Source organism: Azospirillum sp. ST 5-10 (genome assembly GCF_051225715.1).
Taxonomy (GTDB): Bacteria; Pseudomonadota; Alphaproteobacteria; order Azospirillales; family Azospirillaceae; genus Azospirillum.
This window is the reverse complement of sequence record NZ_JBPJSP010000042.1, coordinates 22,332-39,050: the sequence shown is the minus strand read 5'-3', so window position 1 is coordinate 39,050 and position 16,719 is coordinate 22,332. Positions and strand designations below refer to the sequence as shown.

The 16,719-nt window shown below is 70.2% G+C and carries 20 protein-coding genes, 1 tRNA gene and 1 pseudogene; 5 read left to right on the top strand and 17 right to left on the bottom strand.

Annotated elements, in window-relative coordinates:
* Position 1 precedes the first annotated feature (1 nt).
* From ACSBPG_RS29345 to ACSBPG_RS29315, 7 genes are all read right to left on the bottom strand, one after another.
* A complete protein-coding gene (locus ACSBPG_RS29345) occupies positions 2-271 on the bottom strand; it encodes a hypothetical protein (RefSeq protein WP_435540798.1) in 270 nt (89 codons plus the stop codon).
* 2 nt (positions 272-273) lie between these two features.
* Entirely contained in the window at positions 274-480 is a 207-nt protein-coding gene (locus ACSBPG_RS29340) for a hypothetical protein (protein WP_435540797.1), read from the bottom strand.
* A gap of 54 nt (positions 481-534) precedes the next feature.
* A complete protein-coding gene (locus tag ACSBPG_RS29335) occupies positions 535-684 on the bottom strand; it encodes a hypothetical protein (RefSeq protein WP_435540796.1) in 150 nt (49 codons plus the stop codon).
* Positions 681-866, bottom strand: coding sequence for a hypothetical protein (locus tag ACSBPG_RS29330; protein ID WP_435540795.1), 186 nt, complete (start codon positions 864-866; stop codon positions 681-683). The genes ACSBPG_RS29335 and ACSBPG_RS29330 overlap by 4 nt, the downstream gene beginning before the upstream one ends.
* A gap of 13 nt (positions 867-879) precedes the next feature.
* Positions 880-1,143 (bottom strand): hypothetical protein, encoded by a 264-nt coding sequence (locus ACSBPG_RS29325; protein ID WP_435540794.1) that lies wholly within the window; start codon positions 1,141-1,143, stop codon positions 880-882.
* Between the two features lie 307 nt (positions 1,144-1,450).
* A complete protein-coding gene (locus tag ACSBPG_RS29320) occupies positions 1,451-1,702 on the bottom strand; it encodes a hypothetical protein (protein WP_435540793.1) in 252 nt (83 codons plus the stop codon).
* Positions 1,703-2,031: 329 nt separating this feature from the next.
* A complete protein-coding gene (locus ACSBPG_RS29315) occupies positions 2,032-2,541 on the bottom strand; it encodes a terminase small subunit (protein WP_435540792.1) in 510 nt (169 codons plus the stop codon).
* Between the two features lie 289 nt (positions 2,542-2,830).
* Here ACSBPG_RS29315 and ACSBPG_RS29310 point away from each other — a divergent pair, with 289 nt between their 5' ends.
* Positions 2,831-3,049, top strand: a complete 219-nt coding sequence (locus ACSBPG_RS29310; RefSeq protein WP_435540791.1) for a helix-turn-helix domain-containing protein — start codon at positions 2,831-2,833, stop codon at positions 3,047-3,049.
* A gap of 30 nt (positions 3,050-3,079) precedes the next feature.
* Here ACSBPG_RS29310 and ACSBPG_RS29305 read toward each other — a convergent pair whose 3' ends face one another.
* The 3 genes from ACSBPG_RS29305 to ACSBPG_RS29295 all read right to left on the bottom strand — a co-directional run bounded on the left by ACSBPG_RS29305 (position 3,080) and on the right by ACSBPG_RS29295 (position 6,096).
* Complete coding sequence (locus tag ACSBPG_RS29305; RefSeq protein ID WP_435540790.1) at positions 3,080-3,307, bottom strand: hypothetical protein; 228 nt, start codon at positions 3,305-3,307, stop codon at positions 3,080-3,082.
* Between the two features lie 96 nt (positions 3,308-3,403).
* Positions 3,404-5,221: a toprim domain-containing protein gene (locus tag ACSBPG_RS29300; RefSeq protein WP_435540789.1), complete on the bottom strand. Its 1,818-nt coding sequence runs from the start codon at positions 5,219-5,221 to the stop codon at positions 3,404-3,406.
* A gap of 2 nt (positions 5,222-5,223) precedes the next feature.
* The gene (locus ACSBPG_RS29295) at positions 5,224-6,096 is read right to left on the bottom strand and encodes a hypothetical protein (protein ID WP_435540788.1); all 873 of its coding nucleotides are present in this window, start codon (positions 6,094-6,096) and stop codon (positions 5,224-5,226) included.
* 168 nt (positions 6,097-6,264) lie between these two features.
* Here ACSBPG_RS29295 and ACSBPG_RS29290 point away from each other — a divergent pair.
* Positions 6,265-6,443 (top strand): annotated as a pseudogene (locus ACSBPG_RS29290) (IS5/IS1182 family transposase); the annotation flags it as partial.
* A 16-nt stretch (positions 6,444-6,459) separates the two neighbouring features.
* Here ACSBPG_RS29290 and ACSBPG_RS29285 read toward each other — a convergent pair.
* The 6 genes from ACSBPG_RS29285 to ACSBPG_RS29260 form a co-directional block, all read right to left on the bottom strand.
* Positions 6,460-6,819: a hypothetical protein gene (locus ACSBPG_RS29285; protein WP_435540787.1), complete on the bottom strand. Its 360-nt coding sequence runs from the start codon at positions 6,817-6,819 to the stop codon at positions 6,460-6,462.
* On the bottom strand, positions 6,816-7,013 hold the full coding sequence (locus ACSBPG_RS29280) for a helix-turn-helix transcriptional regulator (RefSeq protein WP_435540786.1): 198 nt from the start codon (positions 7,011-7,013) through the stop codon (positions 6,816-6,818). Before ACSBPG_RS29280 ends, ACSBPG_RS29285 begins: the two co-directional genes overlap by 4 nt.
* A gap of 373 nt (positions 7,014-7,386) precedes the next feature.
* A tRNA-Lys gene (locus tag ACSBPG_RS29275) sits at positions 7,387-7,462 on the bottom strand.
* A gap of 86 nt (positions 7,463-7,548) precedes the next feature.
* Entirely contained in the window at positions 7,549-8,094 is a 546-nt protein-coding gene (gene coaD, locus ACSBPG_RS29270; protein WP_435540785.1) for a pantetheine-phosphate adenylyltransferase, read from the bottom strand.
* 22 nt (positions 8,095-8,116) lie between these two features.
* Positions 8,117-10,906, bottom strand: a complete 2,790-nt coding sequence (gene gyrA, locus ACSBPG_RS29265) for a DNA gyrase subunit A (RefSeq protein ID WP_435540784.1) — start codon at positions 10,904-10,906, stop codon at positions 8,117-8,119.
* Between the two features lie 136 nt (positions 10,907-11,042).
* The gene (locus ACSBPG_RS29260) at positions 11,043-12,410 is read right to left on the bottom strand and encodes an MATE family efflux transporter (RefSeq protein ID WP_435540783.1); all 1,368 of its coding nucleotides are present in this window, start codon (positions 12,408-12,410) and stop codon (positions 11,043-11,045) included.
* Positions 12,411-12,628: 218 nt separating this feature from the next.
* Here ACSBPG_RS29260 and ACSBPG_RS29255 point away from each other — a divergent pair, with 218 nt between their 5' ends.
* The 3 genes from ACSBPG_RS29255 to ACSBPG_RS29245 all read left to right on the top strand — a co-directional run bounded on the left by ACSBPG_RS29255 (position 12,629) and on the right by ACSBPG_RS29245 (position 15,806).
* Positions 12,629-12,781 (top strand): entericidin A/B family lipoprotein, encoded by a 153-nt coding sequence (locus ACSBPG_RS29255; RefSeq protein ID WP_435540782.1) that lies wholly within the window; start codon positions 12,629-12,631, stop codon positions 12,779-12,781.
* A gap of 371 nt (positions 12,782-13,152) precedes the next feature.
* Complete coding sequence (locus ACSBPG_RS29250; protein WP_435540781.1) at positions 13,153-15,231, top strand: tetratricopeptide repeat protein; 2,079 nt, start codon at positions 13,153-13,155, stop codon at positions 15,229-15,231.
* Between the two features lie 320 nt (positions 15,232-15,551).
* Entirely contained in the window at positions 15,552-15,806 is a 255-nt protein-coding gene (locus ACSBPG_RS29245) for a Nif11 family protein (RefSeq protein ID WP_435540780.1), read from the top strand.
* A 292-nt stretch (positions 15,807-16,098) separates the two neighbouring features.
* On the opposite strand, the gene ACSBPG_RS29240 is transcribed toward ACSBPG_RS29245, so the two are convergent.
* A complete protein-coding gene (locus ACSBPG_RS29240) occupies positions 16,099-16,575 on the bottom strand; it encodes a single-stranded DNA-binding protein (RefSeq protein ID WP_435540779.1) in 477 nt (158 codons plus the stop codon).
* Between the last annotated feature and the right edge of the window lie 144 nt (positions 16,576-16,719).

Genomic DNA, 16,719 nt, shown 5'->3' with positions numbered 1-16,719 from the left:
GTCAGGTCCTCCGACGGCGGGCCGCGTCGCGCTTGCCGCCGTCGCGCTGGTGCGGGAACCACCCGCGTGGCCGCTCGCCCTCCACCTTGCCGGTGGCGTTCAGCCGGGCGATCCGTTCGGCGACGCGCGGGGTGTGCTTCGCCCGCGCCAAGTACTCCGCGATCGGCCAGACGCTGAGGCCGGACGCCTCGTCGACGCCGAGGGGCCGGAACGGATAACCGGCAAGCGCAGCGTCGATCCGGGCGCGTTCGGCGACGGTGAACTGGCGCATGGTCAGGCCTCCGACCCGCCGCGCCGGCGCCTCGCCCGCGCCTTGTCCCACAGCGCCTGCACCTCGGCCTCGCTGGCACCCTTGCCAGGGTTCAGCGCCTCCGACAGCCACGCCAGCGCACGGGCGCCGTTGAACGTGCCGTCGGGGTTCTCGGCAGCCTCGCCCAGCGTGTCGGCCTTGCGGGGATCGGTGTTCGGATCGTGTGGCATGGTGGGGTCTCCATCTCAAGGAATGCACGCCTCTCGGCGGGCGGGAGCGGGTGGTCAGATGGTCACGACAACCCAGGCGCCGACGAACACCGCTGCCGACAGCAGCAGCCCGAGCGGCCAGCCGGCGCCGGCGGTGAACAATGTGAACAGCACCCCCGGAATGGCCGCGATGGCTGCCAGATCCAGCTTCTCGCGCGTAGTCATCGGTCACGCTCCCCCAGTGTGGTAACCAACGCTAAGGCGTAGGGACAATCGGGAGCGTGCACCGCGAAATCCTCGTACTCGTCGCACCCGCATTCTGCGCACTTGCCGGTGACGTGACCGCCCATGATCACGATTACATCTTCCGCCGACAACGTTGCCGGCCTGTGCTCGTTCGTCTCCATGCCCATCCTCCTGTCACTCCGCCACCTTGCTGCCGCCCATGCCGGCCAGCGCCACATGGAACAAGCCCATCATCCGCAGTGTGTCCGCCGCTCCCCAGCCGAACACCCGGACGCCGTCGGCGCTCTCCAGCAGCACCGCGACGGACACCGGCTTGCCGTGCTCGCCCGCCTCCAGGTCGGCCGCGAACCGCTTCGCCATCGCCACCACGTCGGCGGCGTTCTCGACCTCGAGCGGCACCACCTTCGGCGCCGCGGGGTCACGGGAGGGGCCGATCATCCCAGCACGTCCCGGCGCAGCCGCTCCAGCAGCCCCACCGCCACGTCGTCCCGCCGCTCCTGCACATGCACCCGCCAGCACGCCGACGTGGACCGCATGGCCTGCAAGTCCAAATCGACCGCCGCCACCCGCCGGTGCCGCCGCCGCTCCATCCGCTTGGACGCATCCACAAGAGGCTCATACAACGAACGCGCCGCCGCCGTCTGCTGACCTTGGGCTTGGTAAAGGGCAAGGTCGTCAACGAACTGACCAGCCGACCGCTCCCGCGGCCCAGGATCAACGCCCAGCACCACGCCAGCAGCCGCATTCATCGCGCACCCCCGCGAACCATCCGCCAGCCCTCGGCGAAGTGGAAGACGCCCGGTCCGCGGTAGAACTCTGCCCCGCACACGGCGCACGTCGGGATCGGGCCACCGAACAGCGGTTCCGGCTGCCGCCAGCCCGTCAGATGGCCGGGGCGTTGCCCGTCCAGGAGCGCCGCGTCCTCGGCGAATTCGCAGATCGGGTGGCCGTTCGTGCAGGTCACCACCTCGCCGGCGCGGGCGTAGGGGGCGCTCACGGCGTCACCAGCCAGCGCAGGGCGATCGCCACCGGATCGGGAGGCAGCGCAAGGCACGTGAGGACGAAGGCGACCAGCGCCAAGTCGACGAACAAGCTGAGGTGTTTTCGCATCCGCGTCGCTCCTGTTGCACTGCACCCGCAAGGGGGCTCATACCGTCGCCGCCCGGGAGCGGGCCCTAGCCCCTGCTCCACCGCCCCGGGGTCGGGGGCACCCCGGGGGGTCTGCGGGCCGCCCGCCCCGTGCATTCCGTCCGCCCGCCTAGGACACCCCCCGAAGTCAGCTAAGAGCCATTACGGAAAATGGTTGCGCTATCCCATTGATAACGCTCACGTTTCCGCTGATTTCTCGTCCTGCGATCCCGTTCCCAATTTGGGCACGCCGTCCTCGGTTTCGACGTCGATCACCGGCCCGTCGCCGTGCTTCTGCGCCTCGGCCCAGGACGCAAGCGCCTTGAGCTCGGCGACCGTCAGGGACTCCAGCGGTGACCTGACGTCCATCTTCCGATCCACGAACATGCCGAGTTCCTTGCCGATCAGCTCCAGCCCGCGGTTGACGGCGCTGTGATCCTTGGCGCTCTTCGCCGACCCCACGTTCGCCGCCAGCTCGGCCAGAACCCATTGCCGGTCAACGGATAGCTGGACCTGCACCTCCCTGTTGATGCCCTCTCGCAGTTCGGTGATGCGCGCCTGCACCTCGGGCCGCTTGAGCGCCTCGCACGCCCTGGCAGCCGCGCCGGCCTTGGCGTAGCCCGCTTCGATCGCGGCGTTCGTGCCGGTTGCGCCACGGGCGTAAGCTCGGGCGAACCTTTCCCACAGGGCGTTGGCGAGAACGGGCATGGTTCCTGTCACATAGGACTGTGGCCTTACGGCAGGACGATGCACCGTTACGCCGCCGCGGTCAATGCGGCGCGCACGGTCCAGAAGGTCTTCTGTTGGGGAAGTTTCGCGCCTCGCACCGAGGTGTCGCCGCGAAAGGGCTTGGGTGCGAAGTCCGCGCGCGAGGGTGCCAGTGCCTAGATGCCACTGTCAATAGGGTTGCAATCCGCGTAGGGTTTCCAACGGGTCCGCCGACCCCCGAACCGGAAACCGGCGCGACTCGGGTGCGCGAACTTCCGGTTGGAGCGCCATGACGGGCGACGAGTTCAGGCGCTGGCGCGACCGCCACCGGATGACCCAAGCGCAGGCCGCCGCCCTGCACGCCGTCACCGAGCGCACCGTGCGCACCTGGGAAACGGCCGCGCCCGACCACCGTGCCGCCGTCCTCTGCGCCGCCTGGGACCTGATGCGGCCCGAGCAGCGCAAGAGGCTGTTCGCCTGGAGCGGACGGCAGGGCGCGACCAAGTGATCGTGCCCTGCTCGGGTTGACCGAAACCGGTCAGGCGTCCTGCTTTGCTTCTTCAGCTACAGCCAGGATCTTCCGCGCCAATCGCTCGGCGCAATCTGCGGGAACGATGATGACCGTGTCCTCTTCTTCCGTTGAGTCTCGTTCCTGCCGGATTACAATGTCGTTGCGGGGGTTCAGGTATACCGCCACGCCTTGAACCGTCCGGATCACAATGTCGTCGACGGTGTCGGTCGATCTCCAATCGAAAGGCTCACTCATGCTCGGTTCTTTCCAATCGGTTGGGCAGTTTGGGCACATCATCGTACTCCAACCATCTCTCCGATCAATTCCTCCTGCGCCTGCCGCTCGGGGCGATCAGGGCGTTTCGTCATAGCGTCCGGTGTTCTTATCCCACGCCAGCCGGGCCATTCCCTTCCGCCCATGGTGCTTGAACCGGACCTTCCAGACATGGATTTCAACATCCGTGGTATTCATGTCCGGCCGATGCACAGTAATTCCGAAATCTGGTATGTTGAAGAAATGGGCAGACCCGGCGATTTCATAGCCTCCCGGAACGCCGTACTTCCTCGTTCCTTGATCCCTCTGTAATTTTTGCGGATGCGCAACCAGAATTACGTTGCAGGCGTGCGCCGCTCCCCACGCTGCCATTCGGCTGAGGCTCTCGGCGACGTACTCCGTCTCCGATCGGTTCCCTGGCCGCTCATGCTCAAGCCGGTTCCACGGATCGATGACCAGCCAGCGGCTTCCCCGCCGCAGGACGGCTTGGCTCGCGCGGTCCAAGATCCAATCCAGCTTGAGCGGCTTGCCCGGTACGTCCGCACGGATGAACGTCGTGTGCTCCGCCAGCCAGTCTTCCGCCTGTTGAACCAGCATGTCGGACATGCAGGGCATGTGCGGCCCGTAGTCGAGGAACGGGGAGCCCGCCCACTTCTCGGCCAGCTTCGCCGCGTGCAGCTCCACCGGGTTGTTCTCCGGAGAACAGATGATCGAGTGCCAGCCCAGCTTGCGCCCGGTGTTTACCAGGACCGCGTCGACCCACTCCGATTTCCCCGAGTTCGGGACGCCGGTGACGACGAACAGCCGCCCGTCCGTCGGGATCTGAATGAACTCGTCCAGGTTCCGGAAGCCCGTGCTGTAGGTTTTGGCTTTCGGCGACCGCCGGAGCCGCAGCAGGGCGCCGGGCTCGAGGTCGTACAGCCCCTCCAGCGGATATGGCCGCGCACCATCCAGGGCCTTGCGCAGCGCGTCCGCCCCGAACCGCACCAGCACTTCGTTGGCGTCCTTGGTCCCCTCCGGCCACCCCACTCGCCAGCAGCGTTCCTTTCCCAACCGCCGCGCCAGCTCTTCGGCCAGAGCATGCCCAGGCCCGTCACCGTCTGTCGCGATGATGTGCTTCCTGACGCGCGCGATCTGCTCCTGATGGGTTTCCAGCGGCGCGAACCGCTTGTCGGACTTGGCCGCCTCCCCGTCCTCCTTCACCTGCTTCGGGGCGCCGTCGGGCAGGCTCACAACGCTCCGATAGCCGGCGGCGAGCGCGGCCAGGACGTCCATCTCGCCCTCAACCCAGATCCAGACGTCTTCGGCGGTTTGGTCGACGTTGTAGAGGCTCCGGAGCGTCTTCGGGTCCTGGGCGAACCGCTTGTCCACGTCCCGGTACTTGTGGTTCACCACCACGCCGTCGACCGTGTAGGGGAAGGCGATGGACGGGACGAGCGGCACCCGCGACCAATCGGGCGGATCGCCGGCCAGGTGCGCGTCCTGCGGAAACCGGACCGCCGTGTGGTAGATCCCCATCTCGTCGACGATCTCCGGCGGGATGCCGCGCGAGGCGAACCATTCTATCATCGCCGCCGGGCGCTGGCGCTGGTCGGGCGGAGGAGCTGCCCGTGCCGGCCGCGGCGTCGGCTTCGGCCGGCTGCCGTACATCGGGCGACCGTCGCGCCCTTGCCGCGGCGCTGGGACGTTCCCTGACCAGTCGCAATGATTGCAGAACCACACCGCCCCGCCGTCGGCGTCCAGCTTGACCGACAGGACGGGTTTGTTCCGGTTCGCCGGCTTCCGATTCGGCGAGCACTGCGGGCAGACCGTGTAGGCGTCCGCCTCGGTGCGGAAGGACTGGCCGCGCATGGGACGGATGCCGAGTTCAGCCAGCTTGGCGACGACGTCGCTCATGGTCACCCCGTGGTATCGAACATAGGTTGCTTGGCCTGGAGGCGGGCTCCAGCATCGGGCGGGAACTTCTGCTCTGTCCTCGGGTCGATGGCGTCGTTCAGCCAGGTGGCACGCCAATCGATCTTGAGCCCCTTCGATCCGGGCCGGCCGCGCCAGAAGTTCTGAAATGATTCCCAGCGCAGCCCCAGGACCCGCCGCGAGAGGAGCGGCAGTTCGTGGCGCTCCCGAGAATGGTTCGCAGCCGCCGCCCACTCATCCGGCAGGTCGCCGTCGGGCACACGGGTTCCGCGGCTGGTCGCCCTCCGACGACCGGTTGCCGGCTGACCGATGTCTTCCAGCCCCAAATCCGGTTCGGCCAAGGGCTCGCCGTCAGGCGAGCGCCCCCCCTCGGGGGGGCTTAGGGGGGAATCTATATTCCCTTCTTTTCCTTGATTCCCTTCTTTGTTCTTGGTCCCGCTTCGGTCCTCCTTCGGTCCCTCTTCGGTCCTGCTTTCGGTCCCGCTTCGGTCCTGCTGCGGTTTGTAGCCGTCCACAACCCCTTGATATTCAGCGTAATTCTCTATGCGCACTACGGTCCCGGCGCGATGCGGGCAACGGTCCCGAAAAAGGGCTATGGTACCATCGTCGACGAGGCGTTGGATGAGCGCCCGGAGCGTGTTCCGGTGCAGGCCGAAATCCTCCGCCAGCACGCGCTCGGCGATGATCAGCTCGCCGACCCTGAGGTCGACCGGACCGAACTTCGTGCCGACGCGCCCGTCGCGCCACTGCGCTGCGCTGACCATCCAGGCGAAGACGCCGGCCTCCGCGTAGTTTCGGAACGCAGGATGATCCCACATCCGTCTGTATAGGCGAGTATAGCCGCCGTCGGAATTCATGACGTTAGGCCTTTCCAGCCTCTTCGGCCATGCGGTCGAAACGTCCGGCAATTTCGCGAACACCGTCGCGATCGAACTGATGATCTGCGGCGATCTCGCGCAGATCCTGAGCAGCCCCCTTCAGCCGCGTCGACAAGTCGACGCGGCTGACGATGCGTCGACGCGGCTCCGCCGGCGGCCCCTCGCCTCCTGGTGGCGCTGTGGCTGTACGCCACCCTGGACGGGGTGGGCAGCGCCCGCACGTTGGCCACGGCGCGGTGCTGGAGATGCTGCTGGTCGACAGCCTCGCGGCGCTGCTGAAGGCCGGGATGGCCAGCCTGGAACGGATCGCCCAGGACGGCATGCGGGCGCACCCCGCGGGAATCACCAGCGTGCCGTCGGTCCGCGGTCGCGAATCCGCGGGAGATCGAATCCCCCCTGGACCGTCGCGACGGCGAGGACCGCGGCGACGCCAGCCGCGAAATCCACCCACGATCGCCGCCGCAGATCGTCGATGGCCGCCAGCATGTACTCGGCGGTGACGCCGCGTGGCGCCTCGACCTCGATGCCGTCGTGGTCCGGCACGACATCAGCTGAGGCGTACATCACGATCACGGCGTGGCCGTCCTCCCCCGGCATGATCACCAGTACTGGCGCGGCAGCGCCAGCGCAGTCGGCGCCGGTCGCGCCGCAGCGCCAGAATCCGGCGCGCGTCTGAGGCTCGCGGTCCACGTCGACCATCATGCAGCCTCCACGTCACGAGCCCGAGCACGCTGCTCGATCCACGCGTCGACCTCCTCCTCGATCCATCCGACGGCACGCTCGCCGAGGCGGATCCGGCGGGGGAACTTGCCGGCGTGCTCCAGGCGAGCTATATGCATCCGGCAGTATCCGACCCGCTCGTACACTGCCGGCCAGCGCAATACCCTAATACCCATGATACGACCTCATGTGACGACATGTATATCTGCGTGCCGCCATCATAAGCCGACTCCCCTGCGTCACCACAACTACGCATCGGGGGGGTATGTTCAGAATCTCCTCTCCACGTCTTGGGGGAAATCTCCCCCTACTTACCCGACCCCTACTTTTCTCTTCAGAGCCTTAGCGATCGCCAGCGGCCCGGCGGAGTTGATGGCGGCCGCGCCGCCGAAAAAATCCGAACATCACTGACGCTTACACAGAGGTTCTCCCGCTGTCGGGTGTTCGGCCACTCGCATTCGATCTTGGCTCTGTGCCCCAAATTGTGCCCCTGAACGCGAAAGGGCCCGCCGAAGCGGACCCTTTTCACTGCCAAACCGTTGATTTTGTTGGTGAGCGCGCTGGGATTCGAACCCAGGACCTACTGATTAAAAGTCAGTTGCTCTACCGGCTGAGCTACGCGCTCCCAAAAGCTTGGGCGGGCCGCACCATAGGTCGGCGCGGCCGTCCGGTCAACCTCCGCCGCGCCGGTTCGCGGGCGGTGCGCCGGCCCTACTCCTTCAGCGTCTGCATGCGCTTGCTGGCGTCGCCGTTGCCGGCCTCGATGGCGAAGCGCTCGCGCAGGTGGACGGCGACGCGCGGGCTGACGAAGTGGTTGATGTCGCCGCCGAGCCGGCCGATCTCCTTGACGAAGCGCGAGGAGATGAACTGGTGCTTTTCCGAGGCCATGAGGAACATGGTCTCGATCTTCGGGTTCAGGCGGGCGTTCATGCCCGCCATCTGGAACTCGTACTCGAAGTCGGAGACCGCCCGCAGGCCGCGGATGATGACGCAGGCGTTCATCTCCACGGCGAAATGCATGAGCAGCGTGTCGAAGGCGCGCACCTCGATGCTGGCGCCGCCGTTCAGCCCGGCCACGTCGTCGCGCACCATCGCCACCCGCTCGTCGGTGGAGTAGAGCGGCCCCTTGCCGGCGTTGCGGGCGACGCCGACGATGAGATGGTCGACCAGGCGCGAGGCACGCTGGATGATGTCCAGGTGACCGTTGGTGATCGGGTCGAAGGTGCCGGGGTAGACCCCGATGCGGCGCGTGCCCATGGATGGTTCCTTCCGCCTCGTCTCAGTCCTTGGGGGCTTCCGGAGCGTTGTCCTCGGCGGTCCCGGTGGCTTCGCCGGAACCGTTGTCGTTGCCGCCGCCGTTCCCGGTCCCGCCGTTGCCGTCGCCCTCGTCGTCGTCGATCAGGGCGATGGAGACGACGCGCTCTTCCGGGTCCACCCGGAACAGGGTGACGCCCAGGGTCTTGCGACCGGCCAGGCGGACGTCGTGGATGGGCATGCGGATCACCTGGCCGCCGTTGGTGACCATCATGATCTGGTGCGCCTCGGTCACCGGGAAGGAGGCGACGATGGCGCCGTTGCGCTCGCCCATCTCCATGTTCCAGATGCCCTGGCCGCCGCGTCCGGCGGTGCGGTACTCGTAGGACGAGGTGCGCTTGCCGAAGCCGCGGTCGGAGACGGTCAGCACGAACTGCTCCAGCCGCTCCAGCTCCTCGTAGCGCTCGGGCGCCAGGGTCACGCTGGCCGACGCCTCGCCCTCGCCCTCCGGCGCGGAGTCGCCGACGATGTCGAGCCCCTTCTCGCGGCGCATCCGCAGGTAGGCGGCGCGCTCCTCGGGCGACGCCCCGACGTGGCGCAGCATCGACATGGAAATGACCTCGTCGCCGTCGCCCAGCCGGATGCCGCGCACGCCCGTCGAGGTGCGGCCGGAGAACACGCGCACGTCCGGCACCGGGAAGCGGATGCACTTGCCGAGCCGCGTCGCCAGCAGCACGTCGTCGTCGGCCTCCGAGCAGGTGCGCACGGCGATCAGCCGCTCGCCCTCCTCCTCCAGCTTCATGGCGATGAGGCCGTTGGAGCGGATGTTGGCGAAGTCCGACAGGCGGTTGCGCCGCACGTTGCCCTTGGAGGTGGCGAACATCACGTGCAGGTCGCCCCAGGTCGATTCGTCCTCGGGCAGCGCCAGCACGGTGGAGATGGTCTCCCCCTCCTCCAGCGGCAGCAGGTTGACGAAGGCCTTGCCGCGGCTCTGCGGGTTGCCCAGCGGCAGGCGGTAGACCTTGAGCCGGTAGACCATGCCGCGCGACGAGAACACCAGCAGCGGCGTGTGGGTCGAGGCGACGAACAGGTCGGAGACGGCGTCCTCCGCCTTCATGCTCATGCCGGCGCGGCCCTTGCCGCCGCGGCGCTGCGCCCGGTAGGTGGAGAGCGGCGTGCGCTTGACGTAACCGGACTGGCTGACGGTGACGACCATGTCCTCGCGCTGGATCAGGTCCTCGATGTCGGCCTCGAACTCGACGTCGAGGATCTCGGTGCGGCGCGGCGTGCCGAACCGCTCCTTCATCTCCACCAGTTCGTCGCGCAGGATGCCCAGCAGCTTCGGCCGGTTCGACAGGGTCTCCAGGTAGTCGGCGATCTGGTCGGTGACCTCCTTCAGCTCGCCGCCGATCTTGTCGCGCTCCAGGCCGGTCAGGCGGTGCAGGCGCAGGTCGAGGATGGCGCGCGCCTGCTCCTCCGACAGCCGGTAGGTGCCGGCCGCGCTGACGCCGCGGCCGGGCTCGTCGATCAGCGCGATCAGCGGCGCCACGTCGAGCGCCGGCCATTCGCGCGCCACCATCTCCTCGCGCGCCTGGGCCGGGTCGGGGGAGCGGCGGATCAGGGCGATCATCTCGTCCAGGTTGGCGACCGCCACCGCCAGGCCGACCAAGGTGTGGGCGCGCTCGCGCGCCTTGCCCAGCAGGAACTCGGTGCGCCGGGTGATCACCCGCTCGCGGAACTCGACGAAGGCGGCGATGATCGACTTCAGCGTCATCGTCTCCGGCCGGCCGCCGTTCAGCGCCAGCATGTTGACGCCGAACGAGGTCTGCAGCTGGGTGTGACGGTAGAGCTGGTTCAGCACGACGTCGGGCACGGCGTCGCGCTTCAGCTCGATCACCACCCGCACACCGTCGCGATCCGATTCGTCGCGCAGGTCGGCGATGCCCTCGACCACCTTGTCGTTCACGACCTCGCCGATGCGCTCCATCAGCTTGGCCTTGTTGACCTGGTAGGGCACCTCGGAGACGATGATCGCCAGACGGTCCTTGCGGACCTCCTCGATCTCGGTCCGTGCCCGCATGATCACCGAGCCGCGCCCGGTGTGATAGGCCGAGCGGATGCCGGAGCGGCCGAGGATCAGCGCGCCGGTCGGGAAGTCGGGTCCCGGCACCAGCTCGATCAGCTCGTCGTCGGTGACGTCGGTGTTGTCGATGTAGGCGCAGCAGGCCTCGATCACCTCGCCCAGATTGTGGGTCGGGATGTTCGTCGCCATGCCGACGGCGATGCCGCCGGCGCCGTTGACCAGCAGGTTGGGGAAGCGCGCCGGGACGACCAGCGGCTCGCGGCTCGAATCGTCGTAGTTCGGCCCGAAATCGACGGTGTCCTTGTCGATGTCGTCGAGCAGCGCCTCCGCCGCCTTGGCCAGCCGCGCCTCGGTGTAGCGCATGGCCGCCGGCGGGTCGCCGTCCATCGAGCCGAAATTGCCCTGCCCGTCGATCAGCGGCAGCCGCATCGAGAAGTCCTGCGCCATGCGGACCATGGCGTCGTAGATCGCGCTGTCGCCGTGCGGGTGATACTTACCCATCACGTCGCCGACGATGCGCGCCGACTTCTTGTAGGGCTTGGTCGAGTCGTAGCCGCCTTCCTTCATGGCGTAGAGGATGCGGCGGTGCACGGGCTTCAGCCCGTCGCGCACGTCCGGCAACGCCCGGCTGACGATCACGCTCATGGCGTAATCGAGATACGAGCGCCGCATCTCGTCTTCGATGGTGACCGGCGCGATGTCGGAGGCGGGAGGGGGCGGTGTCGTGCTCAAGAAGCCAAACTCGTCTTACGGGGACACAAAGGCCGCGGCACCGGGGACTGCCCCCGGACCGGGCCATCTGCCCAATAATATAGGGATTTTTACCAGCTTTCGCATATGCACACAACGCTGTCCGCCGGGAAGCGCCTCAGCGTCGGCTCAACAGCGCGAAGCGGCAGGAAAGGACGCTCACCGATACCACACTCGCGATGAGAATGCCCTCGAAAAGTCCGCGCTCGCCGCGGCCGAGACCGAAGGCGAGGAAGGCGGAGACCGGGATCATCACCACCGCGTACGACAGGAAGTGAAGGACGGTCGGCATCCAGGCGTCGTTGCGGCCGCGCAGGGCGTTGCCCATCACCGTCTGGCCGCCGTCGACCACCACCACCCAGGCGGCGAAGGCGACCAGCGGCACCACGCGGGCGAGCACCTCGGGGTCGCGGGTGTAGACCGACGCCGGCAGGTCCGGCGCCACGTGGTAGAGAACGCCGACCGCGGAGAGGAACAGGCTGCTGACGCACAGGCCGACCCATCCCGCCAGGATCATGCCGCGGCGGTCGCCCTGGCCGTAGGCGACGCCGACGCGCACCGCCGTCGCCGCGGCGAATCCGACCGCCGCCATGAACGGCAGGGCGACGAGGTTGAGGGCGATGGTGAAGGCGCCGAGCGCCAGCGGCGAGATCACGCCGGCGAAGAACCCGAGCGAGGTGAAGGCCAGGCTCTCCACCGCCATGCTGAGGCCGGCGGCGTAGCCCAGGGTGCGCTGGCGCCGCCCGCCGCGCCACCAGCCGGCAAAGCCGCCGCGCACGCCCCAGCGGTCGCGGTCGGGCATCCACCAGACGTAGGCGACGAGTCCCAATCCCATGACCCAGCGCACGGCGGCGGTCGACGCGGCCGCACCCTCGGCCCCCAGCGCCGGCAGGCCGAAGGCCCCCCAGACCAGCGCGTAGGCGAGGCCGGCGTTCAGCAGGTTGGCGGCGAGCATCGTCAGCATCACCGGCACCGGCCGCCTCAGCCCTTCGAGGAAGAACCCGGTCGTCGCGTAGAGCAGCATGCCCGGCGTCCCGAGGCCGAGGATGGCCGTCACCGCCGCGCCGCCGGCGGCGACCTCCGGGTCCTGCCCCGCCGCGCGGTAGACCGGCTCCACCAGGAACGACACCGCCGCCATGGCCAGCCCCAGCAGCAGGGCGTAGGGGACGGAGTTGCGCCACACCGCGCCGCAGTCGCGAGGACGCCAGCCGCCGACGGCGTGCGCCGTCATGGCGATGGTCCCGAGGAGGAGGCCGACCCCGCCCTGGATCATGAGGTTCGCCGGCAGCAGGGCGAGCCCGAAATGCGCGAGGTCCGCCGCGCCGTAGCGCCCGACGATGGCGGTGTCGACCGCCATCATCACGACCAGCCCGGTGCGCGAGACGATCACCGGAGCGGCGAGGCGCGCCGTCTCCGCCGCGTGCGTCCACACGGTCGGCGATCGGACGGGCTGGTCGAGGGGGACGGCCTGGCTATCGGCGGACATCGCGTCGGGCTCGCTGAAAAGTTGCCCATCTTCGCGGTCCGGCGCGCCGCGTCAAGGGCGCTCGCCGACGCCGCCGCGCATCCCTCTTCCCCTTCCGGCACATGCCCCTTGCGCCCCAATGGGTACCCCGGCGTCGACGCCCGTGGCAGCGGGAACAGGGCCGACGGCGGTTGCGTTGTTCTGGCACTCGTTCCCCTTGATCTGAGGAGTTCGCGGCCATGTCTCGCAGCGTTTGGGAAATGATCCGTCCGGCCGTGCTGATCGGCGCCCTTCTGTCGGTCACCGCGCTGGCCACCGCCTGCAACACCATGGAAGGCTTCGGCGAGGACATGCAGTCCGGCGGCGAGGCCATCGAAGACGAAGCGAACTGAGCGGTTCCCGTTGAGCGATCCGATGGCTCCCCGCCCCGGCGAGGTTCCGCCCCCGCCGGGGCCCACCACTCCGGAACCGGGCACCCCGCCGCCCTCGACTCCGGAGCCGCGCGTGCCCCCCAACCCCGGCGTGCCGCCCGAGGTTCCCCCTCCGGCGACCGATCCCATGCCGGGCGAGCCGCAACCGACCCGGGCCTGACCGGGCCCGACCGCTCGGCCCTCCCCCGCCGGAACCTCTTCCGCCCGGCGGGGGAGGGCCGGCCGCATGCCCCGGCCCGCCGCCCACCGAATGGCGCGCCGCGCCGCCGCCCGGTTGCGCCGCTCCGCCCGACGCCGTAGCGTCTCCGGCACGACGGGAACCGGGACGGGACATGACCACAGTCGGCGAGGCGCTCCTCCACGCCTTCGACCTCCACCAGGCCGGCCGCTTCGCCGAGGCCGACGCGCTCTACGCCAGCGTCCTCGAGGCGGCGCCGGGCTTTCCCGACGCCCTCCACCTGCGCGGCCTGCTGGCGGCCCAGACGGGCCGCCTGGAGGTGGCGCGCGCGCGGATGGAGCGGGCGATCGCCGGCAACCCCGGCATCCCGGACTTCCACGCCAACCTGGCCGGCGTGCTGCGTGCCCTCGGGCACGCCGAGGCCGCCGCCGCGCCGCTCGCCCGGGCGGCGGCGCTGCAGCCGGAATCCGCGGGCCGCCGCGGCGCCCTGGCCCGCCACCTGGAATCCCTCGGGCGCCCGGACGAGGCGCTGGAGCACGCCGCCGCCGCCGCCGCCCTCGATCCCGCCGCGGTCGCCGAGCTGAACAACTTCGCCCTGCGGCGGCGCGGCGACGGCGACCTCGGCCGCGCCGCGGCGGCCCTGCGCCGCGCGGCGGCGCTGGCGCCCCTGGCGCCGGAGGTGCGGATCAACCTGGCGGCGGCGCTGGACGCCGCCGGCCGGAAGGCGGAGGCGGCCGCCGCGTTCGGCGCCGCCCTCTGCCTCGTGCCCGACGACCCCGTGACCGCGCTGGAGCTCGGGCGCACCCGCCACGCCGCGGGCGACGGGGCGGGCGCCGAGCGCGCCCTCGCCGCGGCCCGTCGCCTCGCCCCGTCGGCGGCGGCGTGGAACCTGACGGGCTGCGTGCTCAAGGACCGGGCGGCGCTGGAGGCGGCGGCGGCGGCGTTCCGCCACGCCCTCGCCCTCGATCCCGCCCTCGTCGACGCCCTGAACAATCTCGGCAACGTCCGCAAGGGACAGGGCCGGCTGGCGGCGGCGGCGGCGCTGCAGCGGCGGGCCGCCGCCGCCGCTCCCCTGGCCCCGGAGGCGCTCAGCAACCTCGCCGACACGCTGCTGCGCAGCGGCGACCCCGCCGGCGCCGAAGCGGCCGCGGCGGCCGCCCTGGCCCGCGCCCCGGACCACGCCGAGGCGGCGCTCACCCGGGCGATGGCGCTGCTCGCCCAGGGTCGGCTGGCGGAGGGCTGGGAGGCGTGGGACGCCCGCTGGCGGGCCGACGCCCGGCTGGCCGGCCGGCGCCGCCGCTTCCCCCAGCCGCTCTGGCACGGCGAACCGCTGGGCGGCCGACGCCTGCTGGTGTGGGGCGAGCAGGGGGTGGGCGACGAGGTGCTGTTCGCCGCCCTCGTCCCGCTGCTGACGGCGGGCGGCTGGCGCTGCGCCCTGGAATGCGACGCGCGGCTGGTTCCCCTGTTCGCCCGGTCCTTCCCGACCGTGGAGGTGGTGGCGCGCGGCGAGGAGCCGGACGCCCGCCTGCGCGCGCCCGACATCGCCGCGCAGGTCCCGGCGGGCGACCTGCCGCGCCGGCTGCTGCCGGACGCCGCCGCCTTCGCCCGGCTGCGCCCCTCCCTGACCGCCGATCCCGGACGCGTCGCCGCGCTGCGCGCCGGCCGCGATCCGCGCCGGCGGCACGTCGGCATCGCCTGGCACACCACCAACGCCAAGTTCGCCCGCGACCGCAACGTGCCGCTGGAGCGCCTCGCCGGCGCCCTGGCCGGGACGGGGGTGCGGCTGGTCAGCCTGCAGTACGGCGACTGGGACGAGCCCCTCGCCGCCCTCGCCCGGGCCGGGATCGCAACCGTCGCGGCGCCGGGGGTCGACCCCTGGCACGACCTGGACGGGCTGGCGGCGGTGATCGCCGGGCTCGACCTCGTGGTCTCGGTCGACAACGTCACCGTCCACCTCGCCGGCGCGCTGGGCACGCCGACCTGGGCGTTGCTGCCCCACGCGGCCGACTGGCGCTGGTTCCGCGACCGCGCGGACAGCCCGTGGTACCCGAGCCTCAGGCTGTTCCGCCAGCCGGCGCCGGGCGACTGGGAGACGCCGCTGCGGCGGGTGGGCGCGGCGCTGGCGGCCGGCGTTGGGCGGGGCATGCATGATGTCCAGGCGCAAGGATCTGCCAAGGGACGTCAGATCACCGAACTCCGAATTCCTGGTCAGAAGACCCGAGAAGGCGGTTGAGCTGTTCAACAAATGTTACATTGACGGCCGGATTTGATTGACACGCGGCGCCACACAAGAATGCATCACATTCGCTTTGTCGTTGCTCGGTTCATTTTGACAAACCACAACCAATAATATCAGAACAGGGCGACTCCGATGTTTTGATGCATGCAGGATCGCTTCTCATCAGGCGCCGTGCCCGCCGTCGCCCGTTCCGACGGGAAGCGCCGGGCGCGCACCGGTAACTCACGGTTGTCGCACCCCCGCCGGCATCGGCTATGATGGGAGCGGGGCCACCGCGACCGTCGATGGCCGAAGCCGGATCGGGAGGAATGGTGATGAGCGTTCGGGACATGCGGCGCCTGAAGACGGACCTGGACGCCGACGCCGGTTTGCAGGCGCGCGTCGCCGAGGCCCTGTCGGACTCGCCGGCGGCCGCCGCAGCCCTTCTCCAGGGGCTGGGCTACGACGTGTCGACGGAGGACCTCCGGGCGTCCGGTTCCGGGGAGCCGGCCAGTCTGTCCGAAACCGAACTGGACGGTGTCGTCGGCGGTGTCCTGCCCATAAAGAACACCACCTCGCCGTTCGGCTGAGCCCCCGTCGGGATTCGGGAGCCCGGGGGCGGAGCCGTCGCACGCACGGCGCAGGGTTCACGCTGCGGCGGCCTGGAGGCGCGCCCGCTCAAGGCCCCACGGCGCGCCGGGCGGCGATGACGGGAGCGCCGCCCCCGTCAGTCCCGGCCCGCCGACGCCGCCTCGGTGCCGATCGGGAGGGGGCGGTGCGGCCCCCTCCGTCACGGTCGCGCGGCCCCGCATCCGTGCAACGCCGGGCGCGCCGTCCCGGCGGCGGCCCACCGGCAGGCGGCGGGACGGCACCCGGCAGGACTCAGAACGGGATCTCGTCGTCCAGGTCGTTGTGCGCCGGCGGCCGTCCGCCGCCGCCCTGGCCGCCGCCCTGCCCGCCGCCACCGCCGTAGCCGCCGCGGCCGCCGTAGCCACCGCCGCCGCCGCCCTGCGGCTCGTAGCCGCCGCCACCGCCCTGGCCGCCCTCGTCGCGGCCGCCGCCGGTGAAGTCGATCTCGGCGACGCGCACCGACAGGCCGGCGCCGCGGGTGCCGTCGCGCTTCTCGAATTCGCGCAGAGTCACCTCGCCCGACACCACCACGGCCTTGCCCTTGGTCAGGTGCTGCGCCAGCGCCTCGGCGCGGCGGCCCCAGATCGAGCAGTCGACCCACTGGGTGGTCCGGCGCTCGCCGAACCCGACGTCGTTGGCGACGCGGAAGCCCAGCACCTTCTCGCCGCTCTGGGTGGTGCGCAGCTCCGCGTCCGCGCCGAGCCGCCCGGTAAAGGTCCACACGTTCATGTCCAATGCTCTCCTGTCGCGAGTGTCCCGGCATCGCTCCGGCCCGTTCGGCCGCCCGGCGGCGGGGCGGCCGGATGCCGAGGGGTCCAGTCCGCAGGGGCCGGCTTCCACGATCCCGCCGGGCCGGCCCGGCGCCCGTTCCCG